This window comes from Blastococcus sp. SYSU D01042 (assembly GCF_054050515.1).
Window position 1 is genome coordinate 292,278 of the sequence record NZ_JBJGZM010000004.1, and the last position, 25,613, is coordinate 317,890.

Consider the following 25,613-nt stretch of genomic DNA (forward strand, 5'->3'; position numbering starts at 1 on the left):
CTACCGGCTGTCGGTGGCTGCCTCTAGCGTCCTGGCCGCAGGCGGCCCCCGTCCTCCCACTCCCAGGAGCTTCCCGTGACCTCCCTCCCGCCCACCGGCACCCGCGCCCCCGGCACCCCGGCCGCCCGGGGTCGCGCCCTCACCAAGGTCTACGGCGAGGGCGACACCCGGGTGGTGGCCCTCGACGGGGTCGACGTGGACTTCGACCACGGGCGGTTCACCGCGATCATGGGGCCCTCGGGGTCGGGCAAGTCGACGCTCATGCACTGCATGGCCGGCCTGGACTCGGTGACCGGGGGGCAGGCCTGGATCGGCGACGTCGACCTGAGCACCCTCGACGACAAGGCGCTGACCGTGCTGCGCCGCGACCGGGTCGGCTTCGTCTTCCAGGCGTTCAACCTGCTGCCGACGCTCACCGCGCTGGAGAACATCACGCTGCCGATGGACATCGCCGGTCGCAAGCCCGACCGCGCCTGGCTGGACACGGTGATCGACACCGTCGGCCTCCGCGAGCGGCTGTCGCACCGGCCCACCGAGCTCTCCGGCGGCCAGCAGCAGCGGGTCGCCTGCGCCCGGGCGCTGGCCGGCCGCCCCGACATCGTGTTCGCCGACGAGCCCACCGGGAACCTGGACTCGCGCAGCGGCGCCGACGTCCTGGACTTCCTGCGCCGCTCGGTGCGCGAGATGCAGCAGACCGTCGTGATGGTGACCCACGACCCGAAGGCCGCCGGCTACGCCGACCGGGTGCTGTTCCTGGCCGACGGCCGGATCGTCGACGAGATGCTCGAGCCCACCGCCGAGCGCGTGCTGGAGCGGCTGAAGGCGTTCGACCAGGCCGACGAGCGGCCCGCCGCCGCGGCCGAGGGCGCCTCCGACGCGGCCTCCCGGGCAGGGGTGCGCTGACGTGTGGCGCACCACCTGGCGCAACCTGCTGGCGCACAAGCTGCGGCTGGCCATGTCGGGGCTGGCGATCGTGCTCGGCGTCGCCTTCGTCGTCGGCACGCTGATCTTCACCGACACCCTGGGCAAGACCTTCAACGACCTGTTCCGGAGCACCTCCGCGGACGTCAACGTCACGCGGGCCGCCGCCTTCGACCAGGGCCTGGCCGGCACCGGCGCCGGCGGGACGGCGACCTTCGTGCCGGCCGACCTCGTGGACGAGATCACGGCGGTGGACGGGGTGGCTGCCGTCGAGGGCAACGTGCAGGCCGAGGGCGTCTACATCCTCGACTCCGACGGCGAGGTGCTCGACACCGGCGGCGCGCCCGGCCTGGGCATCAACTGGGGCACCGAGGAGTCGCTGTCCCCCACCACGCTGGTCGACGGGCAGGCGCCCAGCGGCCCCGGCGAGGTCATGATCGACACCGGCGCGGCGGAGAAGACCGGGTTCGCGGTGGGCGACACCATCACCCTGCTCACGCCCGGGCCGCGCATCGAGGCCGAGCTCGTCGGCACCTTCCGCTTCGGCGAGGAGGGCGGCCTGGCCGGTGCCACGCTCACCGCCTTCGACACGACGACGGCGCAGGAGCTGCTGACTGCACCGGGGCAGTTCACCGGCATCGCCGTGGGCGCCGAGGAGGGCGTCGACCCCGGCGCGCTCTCCGACCGCGTGGCCGCCGCGATCGGCGACGACTACGACGTCCGGACCGCCGCGGAGCAGGCCGAGAGCCTGGCCTCGGACTTCTCCGAAGCCCTGCAGTTCTTCAACATCTTCCTGCTGGTCTTCGCCGGCATCGCGCTGTTCGTCGGCACCTTCATCATCCTCAACACCTTCTCGATGCTGGTGGCGCAGCGCACGCAGGAGCTGGCGCTGCTGCGGGCCCTCGGCGCCAGCAAGGGGCAGGTCACCCGGTCGGTCCTCGGCGAGGCGCTGGCGGTGGGCCTCATCGGCTCGACCGTCGGGCTCGCCGCGGGCTACGGGATCGCCGCCGGGCTCCGCGCGCTGTTCGGCTCGTTCGGCCTGACACTGGACGGCAGCCTCGTCCTCGCCGCGGACACCGTGCTGTGGGCCTACGTCGTCGGCGTGCTCGTCACCCTGGTCGCTGCCTACCTCCCGGCCCGGCGTGCCGCGGCCATGCCCCCGGTCGCGGCGATGCGCGAGGACGTCGTCACCGTGCAGCGGGGCCTGCGCCGGCGCACGGTGCTCGGCGTCGTGCTCGCCGCCCTCGGCGTCGCGGGCCTGGTCGCCGGGACGCTGGCCGAGGACGGCGGCACCGCGGCGTCGTCGGTCGGTCTCGGCGCCCTCGCGCTGATCCTGGGCGCCACGGCGCTGAGCCCGGTGCTGGCCCGCCCGTTCCTGCGCGGCATCGGCGCGGTGCTGCCCCGCCTCTGGGGCACCACGGGGCGCCTCGCGCAGGAGAACGCCGTCCGCAACCCGCGGCGCACCGCGGCCACGGCCTCGGCGCTGATGATCGGCCTGGCGCTGGTGAGCGCGTTCAGCGTCATCGGGGCCTCGACCAACGCCAGCATCGAGAAGCTCATCTCGGGCTCGGTGCGCGCCGAGTTCGTCGTCTCGAGCTCGGTGGGCCAGCCGTTCAGCCCGGACGTCGCGACGCAGCTCGCCGACGTCGACGGCGTCGACTCGGTCGCGCAGCTCCGCTGGGGGCAGGCGCAGCTCGACGGCCAGACCACCTTCCTGACCGCGATCGACCCCGAGGGGCTGAGCCGGAGCATCGAGCTCACCTGGGTGGCCGGGTCGGCCGACGCGCTCGAGGACGGGCTCGTCGTGGACGAGGCCACCGCCGGCGCCCGCGGGTGGAGCGTGGGCGACACGGTCGAGATGCTGTCCGTGGACGGCCGGGAGCAGCAGCTGGTCCTCGGCGGCGTCTTCGAGTCCAACCAGGTGGTCGGCTCCACCGTCGTCTCCCTGGGCACGCTCGCCGACGCCGGCGGCGTGGGCCAGGACCGCTTCCTCTTCGTCGACCTCGCCGACGGCGCCACGCCGGCCGACGTCCGTCCGGAGCTGGACGACGTGCTGGCCGCCTACCCGATCGCCGAGCTCAAGGACCAGTCCGAGTTCTCCGACGAGCAGAAGGCGCAGGTCGACCAGCTGCTGCTCCTCATCAACGCGATGCTGGTGCTGTCGGTGGTCATCGCGGCGCTCGGCATCGTCAACACCCTGGCCATGTCGGTGATCGAGCGGACCCGCGAGATCGGGCTGCTGCGCGCCGTGGGGCTCAGCCGGACGCAGCTGCGGCGCATGGTGCGGCTGGAGGCGGTCGTCATCTCGGTCTACGGCGCCGTGCTGGGGCTGGTCCTCGGCACGTTGTTCGGCGTCGCGCTCAGCCGGGCGCTGGCCGACCAGGGCATCACCGAGGTGGTCGTGCCGTACCTGCGCATGGTCGTGTTCCTGCTCGTCGCAGCCCTCATCGGCGTCCTGGCCGCGGTGGGTCCGGCCCGGCGGGCGGCCAAGCTCAAGGTGCTGGACGCGATCGCCCGGGCCTGACCGTCGGACCGCGCCGGGACCTCTGGACCGGGGTCCGGCCGGGTTCCACAATCGGGGCCCCGTCAGGAGGCCGCGCATGGATCTCGGCATCGATCTGGGTACCGCCACCACCGTGGTCAGCGACGTCCGCCGCGGCATCGTCTACGACGAACCGAGCGTGCTCCTGCTGCGGCAGGGCGGCGGCCGCCGGGCGAAGGTGCTGGCCGTCGGCCACGAGGCGGGTGACCTGGTCGGCCGCGCCCCGGCGCGCTTCGCGGCCGTCCGTCCGCTGCACGACGGCGTGGTCACCGACCTGGAGACCGCCCGGCTCTACCTGCGCGCGGTGCTCTCCCGTGCGGGGAGGCGGGCCTGGACGCCGACGCGGGCGGTCATCGGGGTGCCCGCCGACTCGACGTCGCTGGAGACCCGTGCTCTCCTCGAGGCGGCCGAGGAGGCCAGCATCCGCCCGGTGACCGCGCTCGACGACGCGGTCGCGGGCGCCGTCGGCTGCGGCCTGGACCCGCTGGAGCGCCGCGTCCACCTGGTCGTCGACGTGGGCGGTGGCACCGCCGCGGCGGTGGCGTTCTGCTACGGCGGGGTGCTGGCGCAGCGCACCAGCAAGCTGGGCGGGGACGAGATGAGCGTGGCCGTCGCCCGCTACCTCCGCGAGGAGCACCAGCTGATGGTCGGCGAGCTGGAGGCCGAGCGGGTCAAGACCGCACCGACCGGCGACGGCGGCCCGCTGGTCGTGCACGGCCGCGACGGCGCCACCGGCCGGCCGCGACTGGTGACCCTGCAGGCGGCCGAGGTGGGCACCGCGGTGCGGCCGGTCGTGGACGAGATCGTGCGCGCCCTCGGTGGGTGCCTGGACGACCTGCCGCCCCAGGCGCTGGCCGACGTGCTGGCCGAGGGCGTGCTCGTCTTCGGCGGGGCCTCCCTGGTGCAGGGCCTGCCGCAGCAGCTGGAGGCCGCGCTGGGCCTGCCGGTCAAGCTGGCCGAGCAGCCGCTCACCTGCGTCGCCGAGGGCGCCGCCCGCGCCCTGCGCAACCGCCCGCTCCTGGCCGCCTACGGCCGGAGCTGACCCGACGCACCCGCGCATGATCGACGCGCACCCACGGTCGTCCTGACGGTGCTCGGGACGACCCTCGGCGCGCGCTGATCATGGTCCAGCGGTCGTCACGTCAGGGCGCCGCCACCGGCCCGGTGGCGAGCACCGCGTCCCGGTTCGCGTAGTACCAGTGCAGTCCGTCGTCCACGATCGCCGAGGCGCTGTTCCCACCCGTCCCCGGCCCCTGCACCAGCGCGGTCATCACGATCTCCGGAGCGCCGGCGGGCGCGACGGCCGACATCCAGTTGTCGTACTCGTCGGCGCGCAGGCCGCCGTCCTGGGCCGTGCCGGTCTTCCCCGCGACGGGCACCGGCAGGTCGTTCAGCCGGCCCCCGGTGCCGCCGGCCACGACCGCACGCATCCCGTCGCGGACCGGCTGCAGGTCGGCGGTGAAGGGCAGCGGCCGCGGCGGCGGGAGCGGCAGCGGCGTGAACGCCCCCGGGCCGGTGCCCAGAGCCATGCCCAGCCGCGGCGTGACCAGCGAGCCGGTGGAGAGCGCGGCGGTCCAGCCCGCGTTCTGAAGCGGCGAGACCGTCAGGTCACCCTGCCCGATGCCGAGGATGACCGTGGAGCCGCCGTACCACGTGCGGCCTTCCGCCTCGGCGGTCTGCGGCGAGCCCAGGTGCCCGCTGGACTCCCCGGGCAGGTCGATGCCGGTCGGCGACCCGACGCCGAGCGCCCGCGCGGTCTCGATCAGCCGGTCGGCGCCCAGCGCCACGGCCAGCTTGTAGAAGTAGACGTCGTTGGAGACCGCGATCGACTCCACCAGGTCCATCGGCCCCATCGGCCGCCAGTTGCCGAAGGTGTGCCCGCCGTAGGTGAAGCTCGCCCCGGTCGGGATGACCTGGTCGGGCCGGTAGATCCCGTGCACCTGGTTGGCCGCGGCGGTGACCAGCTTGAACGTCGAGCCGGGCGGCGCGACCGCCTGCGTCACGTGCTCGAGCATCGGCGAGCCGGGTGCGTCCACGAGCGCCTGCAGCGCGGCGGTGTCGATCGGCGGCCCGTAGACGTTGTTGTCGAACGACGGGGCGCTGGCCATGGCCAGCACCTGCCCCGTCCGCGGGTCCATCGCCACGGCGGCGCCGATCTTGCCGCGCGGACGCGGCTGGGCGGCCAGGGCCGCGGCGACGCCGGCGTCCAGCCGGCGCTGCAGCCCCAGGTCCAGGGAGAGCCGCAGGTCCGCACCCCGCACCGGCGCGCGGTGCTCCCCCAGCGCCACCGGGACCCCGCGCGGGTCGACGTACAGGCACTGCTGCCCGTCCAGGCCGCGCAGCACCGCGTCGTACTGCCTCTCGAGCCCGGCCCGGCCGACCACCGCACCCGCCGGCAAGCCGGGCCAGCGCGCCTCGTCCTCGGGCGTGGCCACCCCGACGAACCCGAGCACCGGCCCCAGCAGCGCCCCGTGCGGGTACGCGCGGCGCGGCTCGGGGACGACGAGCACGCCCTCGATCCCCGCGGCCGCGACGGCGTCCGCCACCGGCCGGGGGACGTCGGCCACCGGTACCGACAGCGTGGTGTCCTCGACCGAGGCGAGCTGGACGTGCACGTCCAGGGCCGGCCGGCCGGTCAGCTGGGCGAGCCGGTCGACCTCGGCCGGGTCCGCGCGGAGCAGCGCCGGGACGGCGAGCACCCGGTCGACACCGGTGCCTGCGTCCCCGGCGTCCAGGGCCAGCGGCACGTCGTGCCGGTCGGTGATCACCCCGCGTGGGGCGGGCAGCCGGAGGCAGCGGGTCATCTGGTCGTCACCGGCGATCCGCAGGGCCTCGCCGCGGGTCTCCTGCAGCCGCCAGCCGTAGACCCCGAACGAGATGAGCAGCAGCGACAGCGCGGCCGCCGCCAGCCGCACCAGCCGCGGCCGCGGGTTGCGCCGCCCCGGCGCCGCCCACAGCCGGCGGCGGGCACCGTCGCGCCGGACGGCGAGGACGACGCCGATCGCCGCCAGGTGCACCACCAGCGCCGTCCCCCCGTAGCTGAGCAGCGGGAACGGGACGCCGGCCAGCGGCAGCAGCCCGAGGTTGGCCCCCACCGAGACGACCGTCTCGACGCCGAGCAGGATCGCCAGCCCGCCGGCGACCAGCGCCCCGTGCGGCGTGCGCGACGCGCGGCTGGCCAGCGCGAGCCGCCACACCAGGAGCAGCGCCGCGAGCACCACCGCGGCCCCGGCGACCAGGCCCCACTGGCCGACCAGGCTGGCCAGCGCCAGGTCGGTGTCCCGCTCGGGCAGGTACTGCGCGCGCAGCAGCCGCAGCGGGTCGTCGCTCCGCCCGAACAGCCCGCCGGAGCCGACCGAGATGTGCGCCTGGCGGATCGCCCAGCCCGACCCGGTCGGGGACTCGTGCGCGCCGACGAGGAAGCTGCCCAGCCGGGACACCTGGTAGGGCCGCAGGAAGCTGATCAGCAGCGGCGCCGACACCGCCGCGGCGGCGGCCAGCGGGAGGAGGAAGCGGGCCGGCACCCGCCCGAGCAGCAGCATGCCGGCGGTCGTGACGACCAGCAGCATCGTCGTGCTGAGGTCCGGCTGCATCAGCACGAGCCCGATGGGCAGCGCCGCCAGCACGACGGCCAGGGCGAAGCGCTGCCCGGCGGGCCGGCCCGACCCCAGCACGGCGGCGAGCACCAGCAGGAGGCCCAGCTTGGCCAGCTCGGAGGGCTGGAAGGTCAGCGGCCCGATCGCGAACCAGCGGGTGGCGCCGTTCGCCGCCAGCCCGACCGTCAGGACCCCGACGAGCAGCAGCACCGCGCTGCCGTAGGTGATCCAGGTCAGCACCCCCAGGTACCGGACCCGCACCCGCCAGAAGACGGCGAGCGCCAGCACGCCGCCCGCGGCGATGAGCGCCTGCCGCACCGCGAGCTCGCGGAAGCCGATCAGGTAGAGGTTGGCGATCCCGAGGAAGACCAGGCCGCCCGCGGCGAGCACGGCGAGCAGGTCGAAGGCGGCGCCGCGCCGCCGGCGCCGCTGCTCGCGGGTCGGCCGCCGTCCGGCCGGGGCCGTCGCGGCCGGCTGCGGGGTCGCGGTCGTCGGCACGGCGTTCCTCCTGCCCTCAGGCGTCCGGTCCGGCGGGCAGGCACGAGCCGGCGCTGACCGGCGCGGACGCCGCGACGGCGGGCGCCTCGGTGACGACCAGGACGGCGACGCCGGCGAGCGGGGGCAGCGGGACCTCACCCACGACCGCGGCCCGGTCGGCCTGGGGCGGCACCGTCACGCTGCCGCCCGGGAGGGTGGTGGAGGTCCCGGTGCAGCGGTCGACCACCCGGTAGGACCAGGTCACGACCTGCGGCTCGGGTGAGGGTGCGACCCGCACGAGCACCCGCACCGCGCACGGGGCGCCGGGTGCGCACGCGGCGAGCGGGCGGAGGTCCACCCCGGTGACGTTCCCGGCGGACGGCGGCGCGGGCGGGGTCACCGGCAGCCCGTCCGGCTCGGGCTCCGCCTCCTCCTGCTCACCGCCGCGCCCGGCGTCCAGGAGCAGGTCGATGTCGGCGGTGATGTCGTCGCCGAGGAGCACGACCTCCGCGGTGACGACGGCGCCGAGGACGACCAGCGAGAGCAGCCAGGCACCGACGCGCCGCCCGGCCGACCGGGGGCGCCGCGGGCGCCGGACCGAGGTCCTCGTGCCGGTCGGAGCCGGCCGCGGGCGGGCGACGGCCTGCCCGCCCGTACCGGTGGGCAGCCGGCCGATCGTCCGGGCCAGGGCCGCCAGCTCCGCCCGAACCGCCGGCCCGTCGACGTCCGCCCCGACCACGTGCAGAGCCCGGGCGGCGGCGGCGGGGCCGTCGGCCGCCAGGACCGCCCGCGCCCCGTCGAGGCCGGCGAGCAGCCGCTCGGCGGCGGGGGTCGACGTGGCCCCCGGGAGGCCGGCGGCGGCTGCGATGCCGGCGAGCACCGCGTCGACCGGGCGCTCGTCGGCCGGGCTCGCGTCGAGGGCCACCCGTCCGTCGGCGGTGAGCACCGGGTGCACGGCGCCGGGATCACCGTCATCGGCCACCGCGGTCAGCAGCCCGGCGGCGAGCTCCACCGCCTGCGGTGCGGTGAGCCGGGCGAGGGCCAGCAGGCGGGTCAGCTCGACGGCTGCGGCCGCGGGAGGGTTCGCCGGCGCGGTGACGGCCCGGGCCCCGGGCGCGCCGCGCTGCTCGGGGATCCCGGGGTCGGGCGCCGGCTGCTCGGGGGCCCGCGGCGTCGTCAGGTCCGTCACCGACCGTCACCCCCGCCCAACGGCTGCTGACTGGGCACTTCCCCCGCGACTCGTCGCCGCCGATGCTGCGCCGCGCAGCGCGTGCTGTCACGGGGTTCCTGCGCGGTTCCGTCCCGTCAGGGCGAGGAGACGCGGACGACGCCCTGCGGCCCGGCCCGCCACCGGACGGTCATCGGGACCGACGGCCCGTCGGCGTGCGAGTCCGTGGGCGCGTAGGCCAGCATCCGGGCGACGATCTCGCCGTCGGCCACCGCCAGGCCCGCCGGGTCGTACACCGGCGGGAGCGGCGCCTCGCCCTGCAGCGTGCGCGGGCTGGGCAGCGTCGCGAGCGGCCTGCCGGAGGCCGACAGCAGCAGGACCTCCTGCAGGATCCCGTTGGACGGCTGCGGCGAGCACTCCAGCAGGACGACGGCGTCGGCGGCACCGTCGCCGTCCACGTCGCCGCGCTCCACCGTCTCCACCCGCACCTCGTAGTACTCGTAGAAGGGTTCCCGGGTCCCGTCGGCGGGCACCCGCGCGCTGCCGTCGACCACCGCCGCCCGGAACCCGCCGGGGACGACGCCGTCGCAGGTGAGGGTGTAGGTGGTGGTGCGCCAGTCGACCGCGGCGGCCGCGGCGGCACCGGACGTGCGCGGCTCGGCGTCGCTGCCGCACCCGGTGAGCAGCAGGCCCGCCAGGCACACGTGCGCGGTCAGCCGTCGCTGGAGCACGAGCCCTCCCCCCGTACGCGCCGGGGTGCGCACCCGGCGGGGACCGTCAGCGCGAGCGGTGCAGCAGCCGGTCGAGCAGCGAGCCCGACCGCGGCCGCGGCGGAGCCGGATCGGCCGGCGCCGGGTCCGACCGGCGCTCGGCCTGCGGCCGCGCGGCCGGCGGGGGCGTGCCGGGCTGCGGCGGCGGGGTCAGCCGCGAGCGGTCGAAGTAGTGCTGCAGCGCCTCGGGGCTGCCCCGGTGGCCGCGCGCGGCCACGTCGTGGCGGGCCTCCCACTCGGCCATGACCTTCTCGGCCGCGCTCATCTGGAGGGGATCGGGCGGCGGCCTCCGGGTGGCGCCCGACCGCTGCTCAGGTGAGGTCCTGCCGTCGGTGCTCATCACGCCTCCTCGCGGGCGCCCGTGTCCTCCAGCCTCCTCGGTCGCCGGCCCGCCGCCCAGGGCCCGAGGTCCCGGTCCGGGGCGCCTCCGGGGTCGGAAGGCCCTGCTCGGCGGACGCTCGGCGCGGTGCACTCCTCTCGTGACCACGCAGCTGCGGTCCGGCCCCCGGGACGCCGGTCCGTCCGGCCCCGTGCCGGCGCGCAGCCCCCGGTCCCCGGTCGACCGGTACACCGTCGACCTGGTGCGCGTGCTGCTCGGCGCCGCGGTGCTCGGGGTCGGCTTCCTCATCGCGCGGCGGGGCCAGCTGCCGGTGCTCGAGCGGGACCTGTTCCAGCTGGTGAACGACCTGCCGCAGGGCATCTTCCCGGTCGTCTGGGTGGTGATGCAGCTCGGCAACGTGGTCGCCGTCCCGGTCGTCGCGGGTGTGGCCCTGCTCGCCCGGCAGGTCCGCCTGGCACGCGACCTGGTGGTCTCCGGGCTGCTCGCCTACGTCGCCGCCGACCTCGTCAAGAGCGTCGTCCGGCGCGAGCGGCCCGGGGGGTTCGCGGTCGAGGTCAACTTCCCGGAGGGCCCGGTGAACGGGCTCGGCTTCGTCTCCGGGCACGCGGCGGTCGCCGCCGCGCTGGCGACCGCCGCCGTCCCCTACCTGACCCGGCGGACCCGCCGGGTCGTCTGGGTGCTGGCCTGGACCGTCGGCCTGGCCCGCATCTACGTCGGCGCCCACCTGCCGCTCGACGTCGTCGGCGGCGTCGCGCTCGGGTGGGCGATCGGCTCGGGGGTGCACTGGGTGCTGGGCGTGCCGCGGCTGGAGGTCGACCCGGTCCGGCTGGGCCGGCTGCTGCGCCGGCTGGGGGTGCCGGTCGAGGAGCTGCGCCCGGCTCCCGTGCACACCCGGTCCGCGTACGCGTTCGAGGGGCCCACCGCCGAGGGCCGGCGGCTGTACGTCAAGTACCTCGGCCCCAACCGCACCGAGCGGGACTGGCTGCACCGGCTCTACCGGCTGGTCGCCGTCCGCGACGTCAAGGACGCCGACGCGGTGGCGCCGCTGGGCCGGCAGGCCGAGCACGAGGCCGTCGCCGCCATGACCGCCCGCGAGCTGGGCGTGCGCACGCCGCGGGTGCTGCTCGCCCGCGGCAGCGAGCGCGGCGCCGTCGTCGTCCAGGACCACCTCGACGGGGTCGGGCTGGACGCCGTCCCGCCCGCCGCCCTGACCGCCGAGCTGCTGGCCGAGGTCTGGGCGCAGGTCGGCCTGCTCCGGCAGGCCCGCGTGGCGCACTCCGACCTCGTGGCCGGCTGCGTGCTGGTCGACGACGTCGGCCGGCCGTGGATCGTGGACTTCGGGCACGCCGAGACCGGCGCCGACGACGACGCGCTGGCCGGGGACGTCGCCGAGCTCATGGCCTCCCTCGCGCTGGTGGCCGAGCCGTCGCTCGTGGTCGAGTCCGCGGTCTCCGTCCTCGGGCCGGAGCCGGTGGCCGACGCGCTGCCCGCCCTGGCCCCGCTCAGCCTCTCCGCGGCGACCCGGGCCGCGCTGCGCGCCCGTCCCGGTCGGCTCGCCCTGCTGCGCACCGAGGTGCGCCGCCGGCTGGGGCTGCCCGCGCTGGACCGCCCGGAGTTCCCCCCGGCCGGGTGGGCCGCCCGCCTGGCCGTCACGGCCGGCTGCGCGCTCGCCCTGGTCGGGCTGCCGCTGCTCGGCGACGCCGGCTCGTTCGCGGACGCGCTGGAGGACGGCGGGTGGCGGTGGCTCGGCGCGGCGGTGGGGCTGACGCTCCTGGCGCGCACCGCGCGGGCCGCTGCCGCGCTGCTGACGGTCGACCGGCGGATCGCCGTGGGTCGCACGTTCGGCGCCGGCATGGTCGCGGCCAGCGCCACCCTGCTGCACGGGCACGACGGCTGGCGGCGCGCGGCCGCCCGCTTCCTCGAGCGGGCGGGGGTGCTGCCCGAGGCGGCGATCGCCGGGTTGGCCCGCTTCACCGCGGGGGGCGTCGTCGGGGCGGCCCTGGTCGCGGGGGCCACCGTGGTGATCGCGCTGGCCGAGCACCGGCTGACGGGGTGGCGCACCCCCGAGGCGCTGGGGCCCGCCATCGCGCTCGGCCTCGCCGCGTGGGCCCTCGTCCTCACCGGCCAGTGGCTGGCGCTCGCCCCGTTCCGCCCGGCGCCGGTCCGCCGGGACGGCCGGGAGGTGACCCGGGCGGTGCGGGAGCTGCTGCGGGTGCGCCGCCCGGGCGGCGAGCGGCCGGCGTGGCGGCGGGGCGCGCAGCTCGCCTGGACCGTCGCGGGCATCTTCCTGGAGGCCGCCGTGCTGGCCGCCGCCCTGCACAGCGTCGGCGCGGAGATCCCGCTGCTGGCCACCGCGACGCTCTACGGGGCGCTGCACCTCGTGTGGTCGGTCCTGCCGCCGGCCGCGGCCCCCGGCGCCGCGGACCTCGCCCTGCTGCTCGCCCTGACCGGCCTCGGCGCGCCGCTGGCCGCCGCCTGCGCCGGCCTGCTCGTCTTCCGCCTGCTCACCTTCTGGCTGCCGGCCGCGGCCGGAGCCCTCCTCACCGCCCGGTTCGAGCACCGGTTCGGGATGTGAGGTGCCTGTCCGCCGCCGGTGGACCGACGCCGCGGTGGCGGCGGGAGGCGCTGCGGCCGCGGCGCTGTGCGCTCGGGCGGTCTCCTCCGGGACGGTCGGCGAGGTCGAGCGGCAGGTCTTCGCACTGGTCAACGACCGGTCCGACGCCTGGCGCGCCCCGCTGTGGGTCTTCCAGCTGCTCGGTGTGCTGGGCGTGCCGCTGCTGCTCGCCGTCGTCGCGGCGGCGCTCCGCCGGTGGCGGCTGGCGACGGCCCTGGTCCTGCTGGTGCCGCTCAAGCTGCTCGTGGAGAAGGAGGTGCTCAAGGACCTGGTGCACCGCGAACGGCCCGGGACGACGATCCCGGGTGCGGTGCTCCGCGACGTGCCCTCGGCCGGCGACTCGTTCCCGTCGGGGCACGCCGTCGTCGCGTTCGGCGTCGCCGTCCTCCTGCTGCCGTACCTGACCCGCCGGTGGCAGGTGGTGGTCGTCCTCCTCGCCGTCCTCAACTCCGTCGCGCGGGTGTACCTGGGGGCGCACGCACCGCTGGACGTGCTCGGCGGCGCCGCCGCCGGCGTGGCCGTGGCGGCCGCGCTGAACCTGGTCCTGGGTGTGCCCGGGCGCGCCCGGGACCCGCTCCCCCGGCGCCTGTCGAGACCCCCGCCTGCCCGGTGACCCCACCGGTCGCGGTCCTCCGGCGGCCGACCGGGAGGATGCGGGCCATGTGCACGGTGGTGGTGCGCCGGTCCGGCGCCGGGGCGGCCGAGGTCCTCGCCGTCCGCGACGAGATGACGACCCGGGAATTCGACGCCCCCGGGCGGTGGTGGTCGGAGTTCCCGGACGTCGTCGGTGGCCGCGACCGCGTCGCCGGCGGCACCTGGTGCGCCACCGACGTGGGCACGGGCGTGACGGCGCTGGTGCTCAACCGGTACCACGAGCGCCCGGCCGCACCCGGCGCACCGAGCCGCGGGGTGCTCCCGCTGCTGGCGGCCGTGCACGGCGCGGGCTGGGTCCCGCACGTCCGGATCGAGGGCATGGCGGGCTTCCTGCTGGTCCTGGTGGAGCCCGGCCGGCTGACCAGCTGGGAGCACGACGGCGACCGACTGGTCGAGGCCGCGCACGCCGAGGGCACCACCGTCTTCACCTCCGGGGGCCCGGAGGACCGCAAGGGCGAGCTGTGGCGCGAGCCGTTCGCGGCGGCCTCCTTCCCCGACGGCTGGCGCGGCCTGGTCCAGCAGCAGACGCCGGCACCCGAGCCCGAGGCGCTGCTCGTGCGGCGCGAGCGGGAGGGCCGGGTGTACGGCAGCGTCTTCGCCGAGACGATCGAGGCACGGCCGGGGCGGCTGCGGCTGGAGCACAGCCGGGAGCCCTGGACCGGTGCCTGGGAGACGGCGGTATTCGGCCGGGCCGGGTGATGCCGGCGCTCAGACGTACCGGCGGCGCTGCAGGTGGACGAAGGCGACCCACCCGACGGGTGCGGGCAGCCAGAAGGTGACGGTGCGGAAGGCCAGCACCGCGGCCACGCCGGCCGCGACCGGGACGCCGGTGGCGGTGAGCCCGCCGATCAGCGCGGCCTCCACGGCACCCAGACCACCCGGGGTCGGCGCGACCGAGCCCACCGCCGAGGACACCAGGTAGACGCCGATGACCGTGGGCACGGCGAGCGAGACGCCGAAGGCGCGCAGCGAGGCGTCGAGGGCCAGCACGTAGCCGGCGTTCTGCAGCAGGATGCCGCCGAGCGCCGTGACCAGGCGGCGCGGCTCGGTCGCCGCGGTGAGCAGCTGGGGCAGCGACTGGCGCAGCAGGGGCTCGAGGCGCCGCTGCAGCAGCCGCCGCACGGGAGCGATCGCCACCAGGACGCCGACCACCACCACGGCGGCGAGCAGCACGAGGATCACGTCACCGCTGGGGACCAGGGACAGCCGCGCCGTCGACACCCCGCTGGCCCAGCCGACGACGAGCAGCAGCACGACCGTCGCCGCGACGGTGGCCACCTGGCTCACCGCGACGCTGGCCGCGGCGGCCGCGACGGTCATGCCGGCGCGCTGGAGGTAGCGGATGTTGAGGCCGACGTGCCCGACCGTCGGCGGCGTCACGAGGGTGAGCCACGCCGTCGAGACCTGCACCAGCGTGGTGCGCACCAGGGACAGGGCGACCGGCACGAACGGGATCAGCGCGAGGGCCGCCCCGAGGTAGGTGAGCGCCGAGCCGCCGAGCGCGACCAGGAGCCACCAGGGGTCCGCGCGCCGCAGCTCGTCGACCACGCTCACCTGCGACAGCTGCGAGGCCAGCAGGAGCGCCGCGACGGTCGAGGCGCCGACCGTGAGGATGGCCCGCAGCGAGAACCGCTCGAGCCGGGGCGCGGCGGCGACGGTGCCGTCAGGCCCGGCCAGCCCGCGGCGCAGCTCGGCCAGGACGTCGGTGCCGCGCACCCTGCGGCGGACCGACGCGGGCAGCGCCACCGGCTGCAGCAGCGCCGGCACCCGCGGCGGGATCGGCTCCGGCGCGCGGTCGGCCCGCAGCGCCGCCACGGCCGCGTCGGCCCCGACGACGGTCGCGCCGCCGGCGAGCAGGGCGACGACGTCGAGCTCGCGCTGCAGCTCGCCGGCCGCCGGCTGGGCCGCCCGGAGGTCGCTGAAGCCCGCCGCCCCGGCCGCGTCGAGCAGCACGGTGCCCGGGGTGAGCGCGCCGTGGGCCAGCCCGACGCCGTGCAGCCGGCGCAGCGCCGCGAACGCCGCGGCGAGCCCCGCTGCGGCGTCCTCCCCGGCCTCGGGCAGCGGCGTGCCCTCGAGCGGCCGCTCCACCAGCACCAGCGCGGGGCCGACGGCGAGCAGCGCCACGACGGTGGGCACCGCCACCCCGGCCGCGCCGGCCAGGGCCGCGCTGGACACCTGCCGCTCGAGGTCGCCGCGCTGGCTCAGCGAGGGTCGGCCGACCACGGCGGCGCGGAACCGGAGCATCCGTCCCGCCCGCCGCACCAGGGGCAGGCCCCGCCCGTCGGGGTCGACGACGGTGATGCACACCGGACCGGTGCCGTCGGTGCCGGTCAGCCGCACCAGACCGGCCGCCTGCTCGACGACCTCCAGGTCGCCCACCACGACGCCGGCGCGGGCGAGCTCGGCCCGGATCACCTCGTCGGCCGGCCGGGCCGGGGCGACGCCGGTGGCGATGCGCACCGCCAGCCCCGCCACGGCGCCCAGCAGGACGCCGGCCACCGTGCCCTGCAGCGTCAGGTTGCCCAGCGCCACCCCGCAGAACAGCGCGGCGGCCACCGCCCAGCGGCTCGGTGTCCGCCAGCGGCGCCGCCGCTGCAGGTCCGCCCCCACCAGGAAGGCGATGCTGGCGACCACCGGCACCAGGGCGGCGTCGTCCCGGGGGCCGGTGAGCACGCCGGCCACCACGCCGCCCGCGGCGTCGCCGATCCGCTCCCCGGCCGCGCCGAGCCCGAGCCCGAGCAGCCCGGCGAGCAGCGCGTGGCGCAGCGCCGCACGCCGGTGCCGGGCGGCGTCGACGGCGACGGTCACCAGCACGGCCAGCACCGCCAGCGAGGACGCCACCGACAGGAGCGAGAACACCGTCCGGAGCGGGTCGCGCAGCACGGTCGGCACGGTGCGGTCCAGCGTGGCGACGGCGTCGGGCGTGGTCAGGGTGACCAGCACCAGCAGGGCCAGCCCGGCCGCGGCGGTGACCAGCTGGACGACGTCGTTGGGCCGGCGCACACGGTCGGCGGGCGTGCGCGCCCCCCCGCCGTCCCCGCTCACCGCGCGATCATCCCCGAGCGGTGCCCCCGGAGGCGGCACCGGGACACCGCGTCCCCCCTTCGGGTCGGGCGTCCGTTCTGGTCGGCACGGGCGGGCTGCGCCCCCGCCGGAGCGCTGGTTGACTGCCTGCATGGTCAGCCCGCTGCCGGAGCCGGGTCCGGAGATCGATCCGGACCAGCCCATCCCCGACGACCCGGGCGAGCTGCTGCCCGACGCGCCCGAGCAGCTGCCCCCGCCCCCGATCGAGGCGACCCCGGACGATCCGGGTGGGGACCCGGGCGGCGTCCCCGAGCCGGCCTGAGCCCCGCGTGCCCGACCCTTCGCAGCCGCTGCAGAAGCTGGGCTTCCTGACCATCGGCAGCTTCGACGGCGCCGATCCGCGGTCCGGGCACGAGACGACGCTCCGGGTCATCGAGCTCGGCGAGCGGCTCGGCTTCGACAGCGCCTGGGTGCGGCACCGCCACCTGCAGTACGGCATCTCCTCCCCCGTCGCCGTGCTCGCCGCCGCGACCCAGCGGACCAGCCGGATCGAGCTCGGCACCGCGGTGATCCCGCTGGCGTGGGAGAACCCGCTGCGGCTGGCCGAGGACCTCGCCACGGTCGACGTGCTGTCCGGTGGCCGGCTCAATCCCGGCGTGAGCGTCGGCCCGCCGATGCGGTGGGACGACGTCCGGGAGGCGCTCTACCCGGACACCGCCGAGCACGAGGACTTCTCCTACGAGCGGGTGTCCCGGCTGCTGCGCTTCGTCGCCGGTGAGCCCGCGAGCTCGTTCGCCGGGCGCGAGGGCGTCGTCGAGGAGTGGTCCGACCGGGTGCAGCCGCACGCGGCCGGCCTGCGGGAGCGGCTCTGGTACGGCGGCGGCAGCCTGGGCTCGGCCCGTTGGGCCGGCGAGCACGGCATGAACTTCCTGACCAGCAGCGTGGTCAAGGTCGAGGGCGACGCCGCGCCGGACTTTGCGGCCGTCCAGCGCTCGCACGTCGACGCGTTCCGGGCCGCCTCCCCGGCCGGGGCGGCCGCGCGGGTCTCCCAGGGGCTGGTGGTCATCCCGACCGACAGCGCGACGCCGGCGCAGCGCGAGAAGTACGAGGCGTACGTGGCGCAGCGGCTGCCGCGCACCGCCTCCCCGCAGGGCCCGGCCCGCATGCTCTTCGCGCCCGACCTGATCGGCAGTGCCGAGCAGATCGCCGAGCAGCTGCACGCGCACGCCGCGTTCCGCGCCGTCAGCGAGGTCGCGTTCGCGCTGCCCTTCAGCTTCGCCGACGTGGACTACGAGCAGATGCTCACCGACATCGCGACCCGTCTCGGCCCGGCGCTCGGCTGGCGCCCGCGGTCCTGACCGACCACCGCGCGGAGCGCCCGCGGCGGCGTGCCAGGATCGACCGTCGTGCGGCTCGTGGGGCGCGGGGACCTGCCCCGGGAGGTCGGCGTCCTCGCGATCATCGCCTTCGTCGTCGCGCTGGGCTTCGGCATCGTGGCGCCGGCGATCCCGCTGTTCGCCCGCGACTTCGGCGTCGGCCGCACGGCGGTCGGCCTGGCGGTCAGCGCCTTCGCCTTCTTCCGCTTCGTCTCGGCGTTCGGTGGCGGCTCGCTGGTCGAGCGGTTCGGCGAGCGGCTGGTGCTGGCCGCGGGCCTGCTGATCGTCGCGGTCACCACCGGGGCGGCCGGGCTGGCCGGCTCCTTCACCGTGTTCCTCGCGCTCCGCGCGGCCGGCGGCGTGGGCAGCGCGATGTTCACCGTGGCCGCGCTGTCGCTGCTTTTCCGGGTCGCGCCGCCGACCCACCGGGGTCGCGCCGCGGCCACCTGGCAGGGCGGCTTCATCCTCGGCGGCATCGCCGGGCCGGCCGCCGGCGGCCTGCTGGCCGAGCTCTCCCCGCGGCTGCCCTTCTTCCTCTACGCCGGCTCGCTGCTGGTCGCCACCGGCGTGGGGCTGGTGCTCCTGCGCACGCCGCCCGCGCAGGAGACGGCCCCGTCCCCGGGCGTGGACCTGGACCCGGGCCCGGTCGGCCTGCGCACCGCGCTGCGGTCGCGGGCGTACGTCGCGGCGCTGGTCGCCAACCTCGGGGTGGGGTGGGTGCTGTTCGGCGTCCGCAACTCCTTGATCCCGCTGTACGTGACCGAGGAGCTCGGGCGCACCGTGGCGTGGGCCGGCGCGGGTCTGCTCGCAGGGTCGCTGGCCCAGGCGATCGCGCTGCTCCGCTCCGGGCGGCTGGTGGACGAGTGGGGCCGCCGCCCCTCGCTGCTGCTGGGCTCCACCCTGGCGACGACGTCGATGCTGGTGCTGGTCGCCCCGCCGCAACTGGGCCTGTTCCTGCTGTCGATGGCGGTGTTCGGCCTCGCCGCCGCCCTGCTCGCCAGCGCCCCCGCGGCCCTGGTCGCCGACGTCAGCCCGGCGCGTGGCGGCCGGGTGGTCGCCGTCTTCCAGATGTCGGCCGACCTGGGCGCGATCACCGGGCCGCTGGTCGCGGGCTGGCTCACCGACGTCGCCTCCTTCCAGTGGGCCTTCGCGCTCAGCGCGCTGGTCCTCGCCGCCGCCCTGGTCGCGACCCTCGCCCTGCCCCGCGAGGCCGCCCAGCGCGACGCGGCGCCGGCCGGCAGGGCCTGACCGGAACAGCACCCGCCCCGCCGGTGCTGGACCCGGCGTGATCGACACCGGGGTGGGGCTCTCGCTGCTGGACCGGTCCCGCACGCGCGCCGGGGAGACCGACGCCGACGCGCTGCACGGGACGCTCGCGCGCGCGGCGGCCGCCGAGGCGCTGGGCTTCGACCGGTTCTGGGTGGCCGAGCACCACGGCGTCCCGGGCGTCGCGGGCGCCGCACCCGCCGTGCTGCTGGCCGCGGTCGCCGGGCGGACGTCGACCATCCGGATCGGCTCGGCCGGCGTGATGCTGCCGCACCACCAGCCGCTGGTGGTCGCCGAGCAGTTCGCCACACTGACCGCGCTGGCGCCCGGCCGGGTCGACCTCGGGCTGGGCCGCTCCCCCGGCTTCACCGCGCCGGTGCGCCGGGCCCTGCGGCAGACCGAGCGGGACTTCGCCGCCGACCTCGCCGAGCTGCGCGCCTTCCTGACCGGGACGGCGGAGATCACCGCGCACCCGCGACCGGCCGGCGACGTGCCGGTGCACGTGCTGGCCACCGGGCAGGGGCTGCAGGTGGCGGCCGCGTTGGGCCTGCCTGTGATCGTCGGCGGTCCGGTCCTGGGGGTCGCCGGTGATCCGGAGCCGGGGATGTCCGCGCTCGCCGCCTACCGCCGCGACTTCCGGCCCTCGGTGCAGCAGCCGGTGCCGCGCGTCTCGATCAGCCTGGACGTGCTGGTCGCCGACACCGCCGCCGAGGCGGCCGACCTGCTGCTGCCCGAGGCCTGGGCGATGGCCCGGTCCCGCTCGACGGGGGTCTTCCCGCCCCTCGAGCCGGTGGCGGCCGTGGCGGCGGCGCACCGGACCGCCCGGGAGCAGGAGTACCTCGAGCGGACCGCCGCCGCGGCGATCGCCGGGACGGCCGGCCAGGTGGCCGGCCGGCTGGCCGAGCTGCTCGACCGCACGGGCGCCGCCGAGCTGGTCGCCAGCAGCAGCACGCACGACCGCGACGCCCTGGCCGCCTCCGACGCCGCCCTGGCCGCCCTGTTCGGCCGGTCGGGTCAGCCCCGCTGAGCTGCCAGCCCGCCCCGCCGCGCGGCCAGCTCCACCAGGAGCGCGGCCGGCACCGCGACCGCCGCGGCGAGCAGCACCACCCGGGGTGAGACCTCGAGCAGGAAGACGTCCTCGGCCAGCGCCGGGACGGCCAGCACCAGCACCGCCGTCCCGGCCAGCGCGGCCACCAGGGCCACCTTCCAGGCGGTGAGCGGCCGGGCGAGCACCACGACGGTCCACAGCGCGACGACCAGCACGACCACCGTCGCCGTCGTCCGCGCTCCGGCGATCCCGGCGCCGTCGTCGAGCTCGCGCGTCAGCACGTAGCCGGTGTAGGCCGCCGCGCCGGTGAGCAGCCCCGTGGGCACGGAGAACCGCAGCACCCGGTGGAGGAAGCCCGGCACGTAGCGGCGCCGGTTGGGCAGCAGGGCGAGGAAGAACCCGGGGACGCCGATGGTGAGGGTGGAGATCAGCGTCAGGTGCACCGGCGCGAGCGGGTAGGCGGCCAGCGTGACCACGGTGATCAGCGCCATCACCAGCGAGTAGACGTTCTTGACCAGGAACAGGTTCGCCGCCCGCTCGATGTTGGCGATCACCCGCCGCCCCTCGGCCACCGCGTCGGGCAGGTGCGCGAACCGGCCGTCGAGCAGCACCAGCTGCGCCACCGCCCGGGTGGCCGGTGACCCGTTGCCCATGGCGACCCCGATGTCGGCGTCCTTGAGGGCGAGCGCGTCGTTGACCCCGTCGCCGGTCATGGCCACGACGTGCCCGGACCGCTGCAGCGCCTGCACCATGGCCCGCTTCTGGTGCGGGGTGACCCGGCCGAAGACGCTCGCCCGCTCCAGGGCGCCGGCCAGGGCGTCCGGGTCGTCGGGCAGCGTGCGCGCGTCCACCGCGTCGTCCGCCCCCGTCACGCCGGGCAGGCCCACGGCCGCCGCCACGGCGCCGACGGTGCGCGGGTTGTCCCCGGAGATGACCTTGAGCGCGACGCCCTGCTCGGTGAAGAAGCCGAGCACCTCCGCCGCGTCCTCCCGCACGTGCTCGGCCATCAGCACCAGCGCCGCGGGCACCGGCCCGGCCGGCAGCACGGCGTCGTCGCCGGAGACGCCGGGGGCCTCCGGCGAGCGGGCGAGCAGCAGCACCCGCCGGCCCTGCGCCGCCAGCTCGTCGGCGCGGTCCCGGGCCTCGGCAGGGGCACCGGGACCGGGTGCGGGCAGCACCATCTCCGGCGCGCCGAGCACCCAGGTGGTGCCCTCGTCGGTGCGCACCGCCGACCACTTGCGGGCCGAGGAGAAGGGCACCACCTGGCTCGCCGTCCCGCCGGCCGGGAACCCGGCGGCCAGGGCCGCCGCGGTCGCGTTCGCCGGGTCGGCCGCCACCAGCGTGCCCAGCCCCCGCCGCAGCTCCGCCTCGTCCGCGCCGTCCAGGAGCTCCAGCCGGTCGAAGCGCACGTCGCCGTGGGTGAGCGTGCCGGTCTTGTCGAGGCAGACGACGTCGACCCGGGCGAGCCCCTCCACCGCGGGGAGCTCCTGCACCAGCGTCTGCCGGCGGGCCAGCGTCACCGTGGCGACCATGAAGGCCAGCGTGGTGAGCAGGACCAGCCCCTCGGGGACCATCCCCACCAGGGCGGCGACGGTGCCGGTGACCGCCTCCCGCCAGCCGACGTTGTCCTCGCTGCGGAACTGGCTCCACAGCACGGCCGGGGCGACGACCAGCAGGACGACGGCGATCCAGCGCAGCAACCGGTTCGTGCCGGCCACCAGCTCGGAGAACGTGGTCGTGAAGCGTCGCGCCTCGGTCGCCAGCCGGGCGGCGTAGGCGTCGTCCCCCACGGCGGTGGTCTGCACCGTGCCGCGCCCGGCCACCACGATCGCGCCGGACCACACCGCCTCCCCCGGTTCCTTGGCCACCGCGTCGGCCTCGCCGGTCAGCAGCGACTCGTCGACGGCCAGCCCGGTGGTGGACCGCACGACGCCGTCGGCCGGCACCTGGTCCCCCGCCCGGAGCTCCAGCAGGTCGTCGAGGACCACGTCGGCCACGGGGAGCTCGGCGGTGGCGCCGTCCCGGACGACCCGGGCGGTGGGCGCGTTGAGCACCGCCAGCCGGTCCAGCGTCCGCTTGGCCCGCAGCTCCTGGACGATGCCGATGCCGGCGTTGGCCACGACCACCCCGCCGAACAGCGCGTTCTGCCACGTCCCGGTGAGCGCGGCGACGACCCACAGCGCGGCCAGCAGCCCGTTGAAGAAGGTCAGCACGTTCGCGCGCACGATCTCGCCGACCGTCCGGCTGGTCCGCACCGTGGAGGCGTTGGTCTGCCCGGCCGCGACCCGCTCGGCCACCTGCGCGGCGGTCAGGCCGGACGCCGCGGTCCCGGGGCGGTCGGCCGCTGCGGGAAGCGGCGCGACCGGCACCGGCGCCCTCCGCTCCACGGCCACCCCCCGGCCCGTCCCGTCCCCGTCCGGCGCAGCATCCCACGCCGGTACGGGTCCGCGAGCGCGGCGGGGCCTCGGTCAGCCCGGCCGGACGGCGGCCTGCTCCTCGGCGAGCCGGCGGTGGTGGTCGCGCACCATCGCCCGCGTGGCGTAGGTGGAGTACCGCGGCACCCAGCGGGCCAGCCCGACCGCGCCGAGGAGCCCGACCCCGCCCATGACGGCGATGCCCGCCCCGAGCGTGGCCACGGTGGCGATCGCCGCGGGGACGACCGGGCCGAGCGCGCTGCCCACGTCGTTGATCAGCCGGAAGATCGCCAGGAACGAGCGGCGGTCCTCGGCCGGCGAGGTGTCCGCGCCCAGGGTCATGACGATCCCGGAGCCGATCCCGTTGCCGAAGGCCATGACCATCGCGACGGCGGTGAGGGTCGCCGCGCTGCCGGTCAGCGGCAGGGCCAGGGTCCCCAGCCCCAGCACCACCATGCAGGGGACGGCGATCCACAACCGCCCGAGCCGGTCCATCACGTGCCCCGACGGGTAGAACAGCGCCATGTCGACGGCGTTGGCGATGCCGAAGATGACGCTGGTGGTGGTCGCGTCCAGCCCGATGTGCTCGGCCCACAGCGGGATCACCGCCACCCGGGCCGCGCGGATGGCGCTGATCGAGGCGACCGCGACGCCCAGGGTGAGGAACAGCCGCCGGTGCCGGCGGAACATCTCCCGGACGCCCACCGGACCGGAGTGCGCCACGGCCGCGCCGCCGCCGCCGGTGACCGGCGCGAACGCGAGGACCACCGCCGCCAGCAGCGAGGCGACGACCGCGACGGCGAAGGCCGAGCGCGTGCCCCACACCGAGATGACCGCGGCGCCCACGAACGGGCCGATGAACAGCCCGATGCGGAAGACGCCGCCCAGGGTCGACATCGCCCGCGCCCGGTGGTGCACGGCCACGACGTCGGCGACCCAGGACTGGCGGGCGAGGTGCATCGTGGCCCCGCAGGCACCGAGGACGAGCAACGCGACGGCCAGCGCCGCGACGGAGTCGGTGAGCAGCACAGAGAGCATCGCCGCGGCGGAGGCGAGCATCGCCGCGAGCATGGCGCCCTTCTCGCCCACGCGGTTCGCGAGCCACGCGGCCGGGACGTCACCGAGGATGGTGCCGATGCCGATGGCGGCGAGCATGAGGCCGGCCGTCGTCGTCGAGGCGCCCGAGTCCAGCGCCACGAGCGCGACGACCGGCATGACCGCGCCGTGGCCGATCTCGTAGACCAGCATCGGCAGCATCACCGCCGGCCCGATCTGCCGGACGACGGTGCTCATGGTCGACGTCATCTGCCGTGGTCCCTCGTCCCGCTCGGTGCCCTGCCCGGTCAAGCATCGGGCACCGGCGGTCCGGCGACGCGGGGAGGTCCGGCTCAGGGGGCGATGACCAGCTCCGCGACCAGCCCGCCGGCGGTGGTGAACCGGTAGCGCAGGTCGGCCACGCCGCCGGGGAAGTCGCCCTCGAGGTGGTTCACCGCGACCCAGTGCTCGTCGTCGATGCGCTCGGCACCGGTCAGCTCGGTCGTGTAGGTGAACTCCGCACCGGCGTGCTGCAGGAACCCCCGGATCGCCTCGTGGCCCCGGTACGTGTGCCCCTCGTCGACGACGACGGCGTCCGCGGCGAAGCTGCGCAGCGCGGCGTCGACGTCGCCGGCGAGGTGCGCGGCCAGGTAGTCGCGGATGACGGCGGGGAGGTCGGTGGGCTGGATGGTCGTGGTCTCGGTCATGCCGCCACCGTGGGCCCTCCCCCCGTGGGAGGGTCAACCGCTGGAGGCTCCCCCGGGGGGAGGGTGCAGAGTGCGCAGGTGCTCTCGATCGGCGAGTTCTCCCGGCTGACCCACCTCAGCGTGCGCACGCTGCGCCGCTACCACGAGGCCGGGCTGCTCGAGCCCGCCGTCGTCGACGGGTCCAGCGGCTACCGCTTCTACGACGCCGGGCAGATCCCGACCGCGCAGGTCATCCACCGGCTGCGCGAGCTCGACGTCCCGCTCGCCGACGTCGCGCGCATCCTCGCCGCACCCGAGCCGGGTGACCGCGCCGCGCTGGTCGCCGGGCACCTGGAGCGGCTGGAGCAGGAGCTGGAGCGGACCCGCGCGGCCGTGGTCTCCCTGCGCCGGTTGCTGCGCCCCGAGCCGGCCGGCCTGGCCGTCGAGCTGTACCGCGAACCGGCGCGCACGGTCGCCGCCGTAGAGGACGACGTGGCGCTGGACGACGTCGTGGACTGGTACGCCGGCGCGATGGCCGAGCTCGACGCCGTCGTGCCGCCCGGGGCCGGCGCCCCCGGCGGGCTGTACGACAACGCGCTGTTCGAGGAGGGCCGGGGGCACGTGCTGGTGCACCGCGCCGTCCCGGACCCGCCGCGCGCCGGCCGGGTGCACCCGGTGACCCTGCCGGCGGCCGAGCTCGCGGTGACCGTGCACGTCGGCGGCCACGAGGACATCGACGTCACCTACGGGGAGCTCGGCGGGTGGGTGGTCGGGCACCTGCTCGCCGTCGCAGGGCCCGTGCGCGAGACCTACCTGGTCGGCCCGCGGGACACCGACGACCCCTCGGCCTGGCGCACCGAGATCGGCTGGCCGGTCTTCGCCGTGGCCGGCTGAGCGCCCCGGTTACGTTGCCTGCATGGCCTCCACGGCGCTGCTGGTGCTCGACCTCGTCGGCACCTTCGCCTTCGCGCTGAACGGCGCGCTCACCGCGCTGCGCGCCACCCGGCTCGACATCGTCGGGGTGGTCACCCTCGGGATGATCACCGCGCTGGGCGGCGGCACCATCCGCGACGTCTTCCTCGACGCCCTGCCGCCGGCCACCTTCCTCGACTGGCGCTATCTCGCCGTCGCCGCGGGTGGCGGGCTGGTCGCCTTCTTCTCCTGGTCCCACCTCGCGCGCATCAACCGCGCGATCAACGTGCTCGACGCGGTGGGGCTGAGCCTGTTCGCCGTCACCGGGGCGCTGAAGGCGATCGACCTCGGCTTCGGCCCGGCGCAGTCCGCGCTCGTCGGCGCGATCACCGCGGTCGGCGGCGGCACGCTGCGCGACGTGCTGGTCCGCCAGGTCCCGTCGGTGCTCAGCAGCGGGCTGTACGCGGTCCCGGCGCTGGTCGGCGCCACCGCCGTCGTGGTCGCCGACCTGGCCGGCGTCCGCGGTCCGGTGGCCGGCGTCGGTGCCGCGGTGCTCTGCTTCGTCATCCGCATGGTCGGCGTGCACTACGACGTCGACGCCCCGCTCCCGCCGGGTGCACGGCGGCGCGACCCGGGGTAGCAGGCCCTCGGTCGAATTGTTGCGGAACTGCATGGTGGGCGACGTCACGCCGCCGGGTTGGGCCGACGGGCGGCGCGGGTACCGGACGCAGGTCACAGTCGAGTCGTCCGCAGACTCGTCAGGTTCGAAC

General features: G+C 76.8%; 20 protein-coding genes. 12 read left to right on the forward strand and 8 right to left on the reverse strand.

Annotated features, from left to right (window positions below; translation table 11 throughout):
* Positions 1–75 precede the first annotated feature (75 nt).
* The 3 genes from ACI79H_RS10315 (at position 76) to ACI79H_RS10325 (ending at position 4,505) form a co-directional block, all read left to right on the forward strand.
* On the forward strand, positions 76–903 hold the full coding sequence (locus tag ACI79H_RS10315; protein ID WP_456554286.1) for an ABC transporter ATP-binding protein: 828 nt from the start codon (positions 76–78) through the stop codon (positions 901–903).
* A gap of 1 nt (position 904) precedes the next feature.
* Positions 905–3,445, forward strand: a complete 2,541-nt coding sequence (locus ACI79H_RS10320; protein WP_456554287.1) for an ABC transporter permease — start codon at positions 905–907, stop codon at positions 3,443–3,445.
* Positions 3,446–3,521: 76 nt separating this feature from the next.
* Positions 3,522–4,505, forward strand: coding sequence for a rod shape-determining protein (locus ACI79H_RS10325; protein WP_456554288.1), 984 nt, complete (start codon positions 3,522–3,524; stop codon positions 4,503–4,505).
* 100 nt (positions 4,506–4,605) lie between these two features.
* Here the strand turns inward: ACI79H_RS10325 and ACI79H_RS10330 are convergent, their stop codons facing one another.
* The 4 genes from ACI79H_RS10330 to ACI79H_RS10345 form a co-directional block, all read right to left on the reverse strand.
* Positions 4,606–7,557: an FtsW/RodA/SpoVE family cell cycle protein gene (locus ACI79H_RS10330; protein ID WP_456554289.1), complete on the reverse strand. Its 2,952-nt coding sequence runs from the start codon at positions 7,555–7,557 to the stop codon at positions 4,606–4,608.
* 16 nt (positions 7,558–7,573) lie between these two features.
* Positions 7,574–8,725, reverse strand: a complete 1,152-nt coding sequence (locus ACI79H_RS10335) for a hypothetical protein (protein WP_456554290.1) — start codon at positions 8,723–8,725, stop codon at positions 7,574–7,576.
* A 116-nt stretch (positions 8,726–8,841) separates the two neighbouring features.
* Positions 8,842–9,435 carry a hypothetical protein gene (locus ACI79H_RS10340; protein ID WP_456554291.1) on the reverse strand — a complete coding sequence of 198 codons (594 nt, stop codon included), beginning with the start codon at positions 9,433–9,435 and terminating at the stop codon, positions 8,842–8,844.
* Positions 9,436–9,481: 46 nt separating this feature from the next.
* Positions 9,482–9,814 carry a hypothetical protein gene (locus ACI79H_RS10345; protein ID WP_456554292.1) on the reverse strand — a complete coding sequence of 111 codons (333 nt, stop codon included), beginning with the start codon at positions 9,812–9,814 and terminating at the stop codon, positions 9,482–9,484.
* 139 nt (positions 9,815–9,953) lie between these two features.
* On the opposite strand from ACI79H_RS10345, the gene ACI79H_RS10350 reads away from it, so the two are divergent.
* Genes ACI79H_RS10350 through ACI79H_RS10360 form a run of 3 tightly spaced genes read left to right on the forward strand, consistent with a single transcriptional unit; the run spans position 9,954 to position 13,781 of the window.
* The gene (locus tag ACI79H_RS10350) at positions 9,954–12,389 is read left to right on the forward strand and encodes a phosphatase PAP2 family protein (RefSeq protein WP_456554293.1); all 2,436 of its coding nucleotides are present in this window, start codon (positions 9,954–9,956) and stop codon (positions 12,387–12,389) included.
* A 1-nt stretch (position 12,390) separates the two neighbouring features.
* A complete protein-coding gene (locus ACI79H_RS10355) occupies positions 12,391–13,041 on the forward strand; it encodes a phosphatase PAP2 family protein (RefSeq protein ID WP_456554294.1) in 651 nt (216 codons plus the stop codon).
* A 47-nt stretch (positions 13,042–13,088) separates the two neighbouring features.
* Positions 13,089–13,781: an NRDE family protein gene (locus tag ACI79H_RS10360; protein ID WP_456554295.1), complete on the forward strand. Its 693-nt coding sequence runs from the start codon at positions 13,089–13,091 to the stop codon at positions 13,779–13,781.
* 9 nt (positions 13,782–13,790) lie between these two features.
* Here ACI79H_RS10360 and ACI79H_RS10365 read toward each other — a convergent pair whose 3' ends face one another.
* On the reverse strand, positions 13,791–16,127 hold the full coding sequence (locus tag ACI79H_RS10365) for a lysylphosphatidylglycerol synthase transmembrane domain-containing protein (RefSeq protein WP_456554296.1): 2,337 nt from the start codon (positions 16,125–16,127) through the stop codon (positions 13,791–13,793).
* A 130-nt stretch (positions 16,128–16,257) separates the two neighbouring features.
* On the opposite strand from ACI79H_RS10365, the gene ACI79H_RS10370 reads away from it, so the two are divergent.
* Genes ACI79H_RS10370 through ACI79H_RS10385 form a run of 4 tightly spaced genes read left to right on the forward strand, consistent with a single transcriptional unit; the run spans position 16,258 to position 19,775 of the window.
* Positions 16,258–16,428, forward strand: a complete 171-nt coding sequence (locus ACI79H_RS10370) for a hypothetical protein (protein ID WP_456554297.1) — start codon at positions 16,258–16,260, stop codon at positions 16,426–16,428.
* A 7-nt stretch (positions 16,429–16,435) separates the two neighbouring features.
* Positions 16,436–17,464 carry an LLM class flavin-dependent oxidoreductase gene (locus ACI79H_RS10375; RefSeq protein ID WP_456554298.1) on the forward strand — a complete coding sequence of 343 codons (1,029 nt, stop codon included), beginning with the start codon at positions 16,436–16,438 and terminating at the stop codon, positions 17,462–17,464.
* A gap of 48 nt (positions 17,465–17,512) precedes the next feature.
* A complete protein-coding gene (locus tag ACI79H_RS10380) occupies positions 17,513–18,730 on the forward strand; it encodes an MFS transporter (RefSeq protein WP_456554299.1) in 1,218 nt (405 codons plus the stop codon).
* A gap of 37 nt (positions 18,731–18,767) precedes the next feature.
* The gene (locus tag ACI79H_RS10385) at positions 18,768–19,775 is read left to right on the forward strand and encodes an MsnO8 family LLM class oxidoreductase (RefSeq protein ID WP_456554300.1); all 1,008 of its coding nucleotides are present in this window, start codon (positions 18,768–18,770) and stop codon (positions 19,773–19,775) included.
* On the opposite strand, the gene ACI79H_RS10390 is transcribed toward ACI79H_RS10385, so the two are convergent.
* The 3 genes from ACI79H_RS10390 to ACI79H_RS10400 form a co-directional block, all read right to left on the reverse strand.
* Entirely contained in the window at positions 19,763–22,165 is a 2,403-nt protein-coding gene (locus ACI79H_RS10390; protein WP_456554301.1) for an HAD-IC family P-type ATPase, read from the reverse strand. The two genes, ACI79H_RS10385 and ACI79H_RS10390, sit on opposite strands and share 13 nt — an antisense overlap.
* Positions 22,166–22,264: 99 nt before the next feature.
* Complete coding sequence (locus ACI79H_RS10395; protein WP_456554302.1) at positions 22,265–23,515, reverse strand: MFS transporter; 1,251 nt, start codon at positions 23,513–23,515, stop codon at positions 22,265–22,267.
* An 83-nt stretch (positions 23,516–23,598) separates the two neighbouring features.
* Positions 23,599–23,952 (reverse strand): nuclear transport factor 2 family protein, encoded by a 354-nt coding sequence (locus ACI79H_RS10400; RefSeq protein WP_456554303.1) that lies wholly within the window; start codon positions 23,950–23,952, stop codon positions 23,599–23,601.
* 78 nt (positions 23,953–24,030) lie between these two features.
* Between ACI79H_RS10400 and ACI79H_RS10405 the strand changes: the two genes are divergently transcribed.
* Both ACI79H_RS10405 and ACI79H_RS10410 read left to right on the forward strand, forming a co-directional pair.
* Complete coding sequence (locus tag ACI79H_RS10405) at positions 24,031–24,825, forward strand: MerR family transcriptional regulator (protein WP_456554304.1); 795 nt, start codon at positions 24,031–24,033, stop codon at positions 24,823–24,825.
* Positions 24,826–24,847: 22 nt separating this feature from the next.
* A complete protein-coding gene (locus ACI79H_RS10410) occupies positions 24,848–25,483 on the forward strand; it encodes a trimeric intracellular cation channel family protein (RefSeq protein WP_456554305.1) in 636 nt (211 codons plus the stop codon).
* Positions 25,484–25,613: the final 130 nt, after the last annotated feature.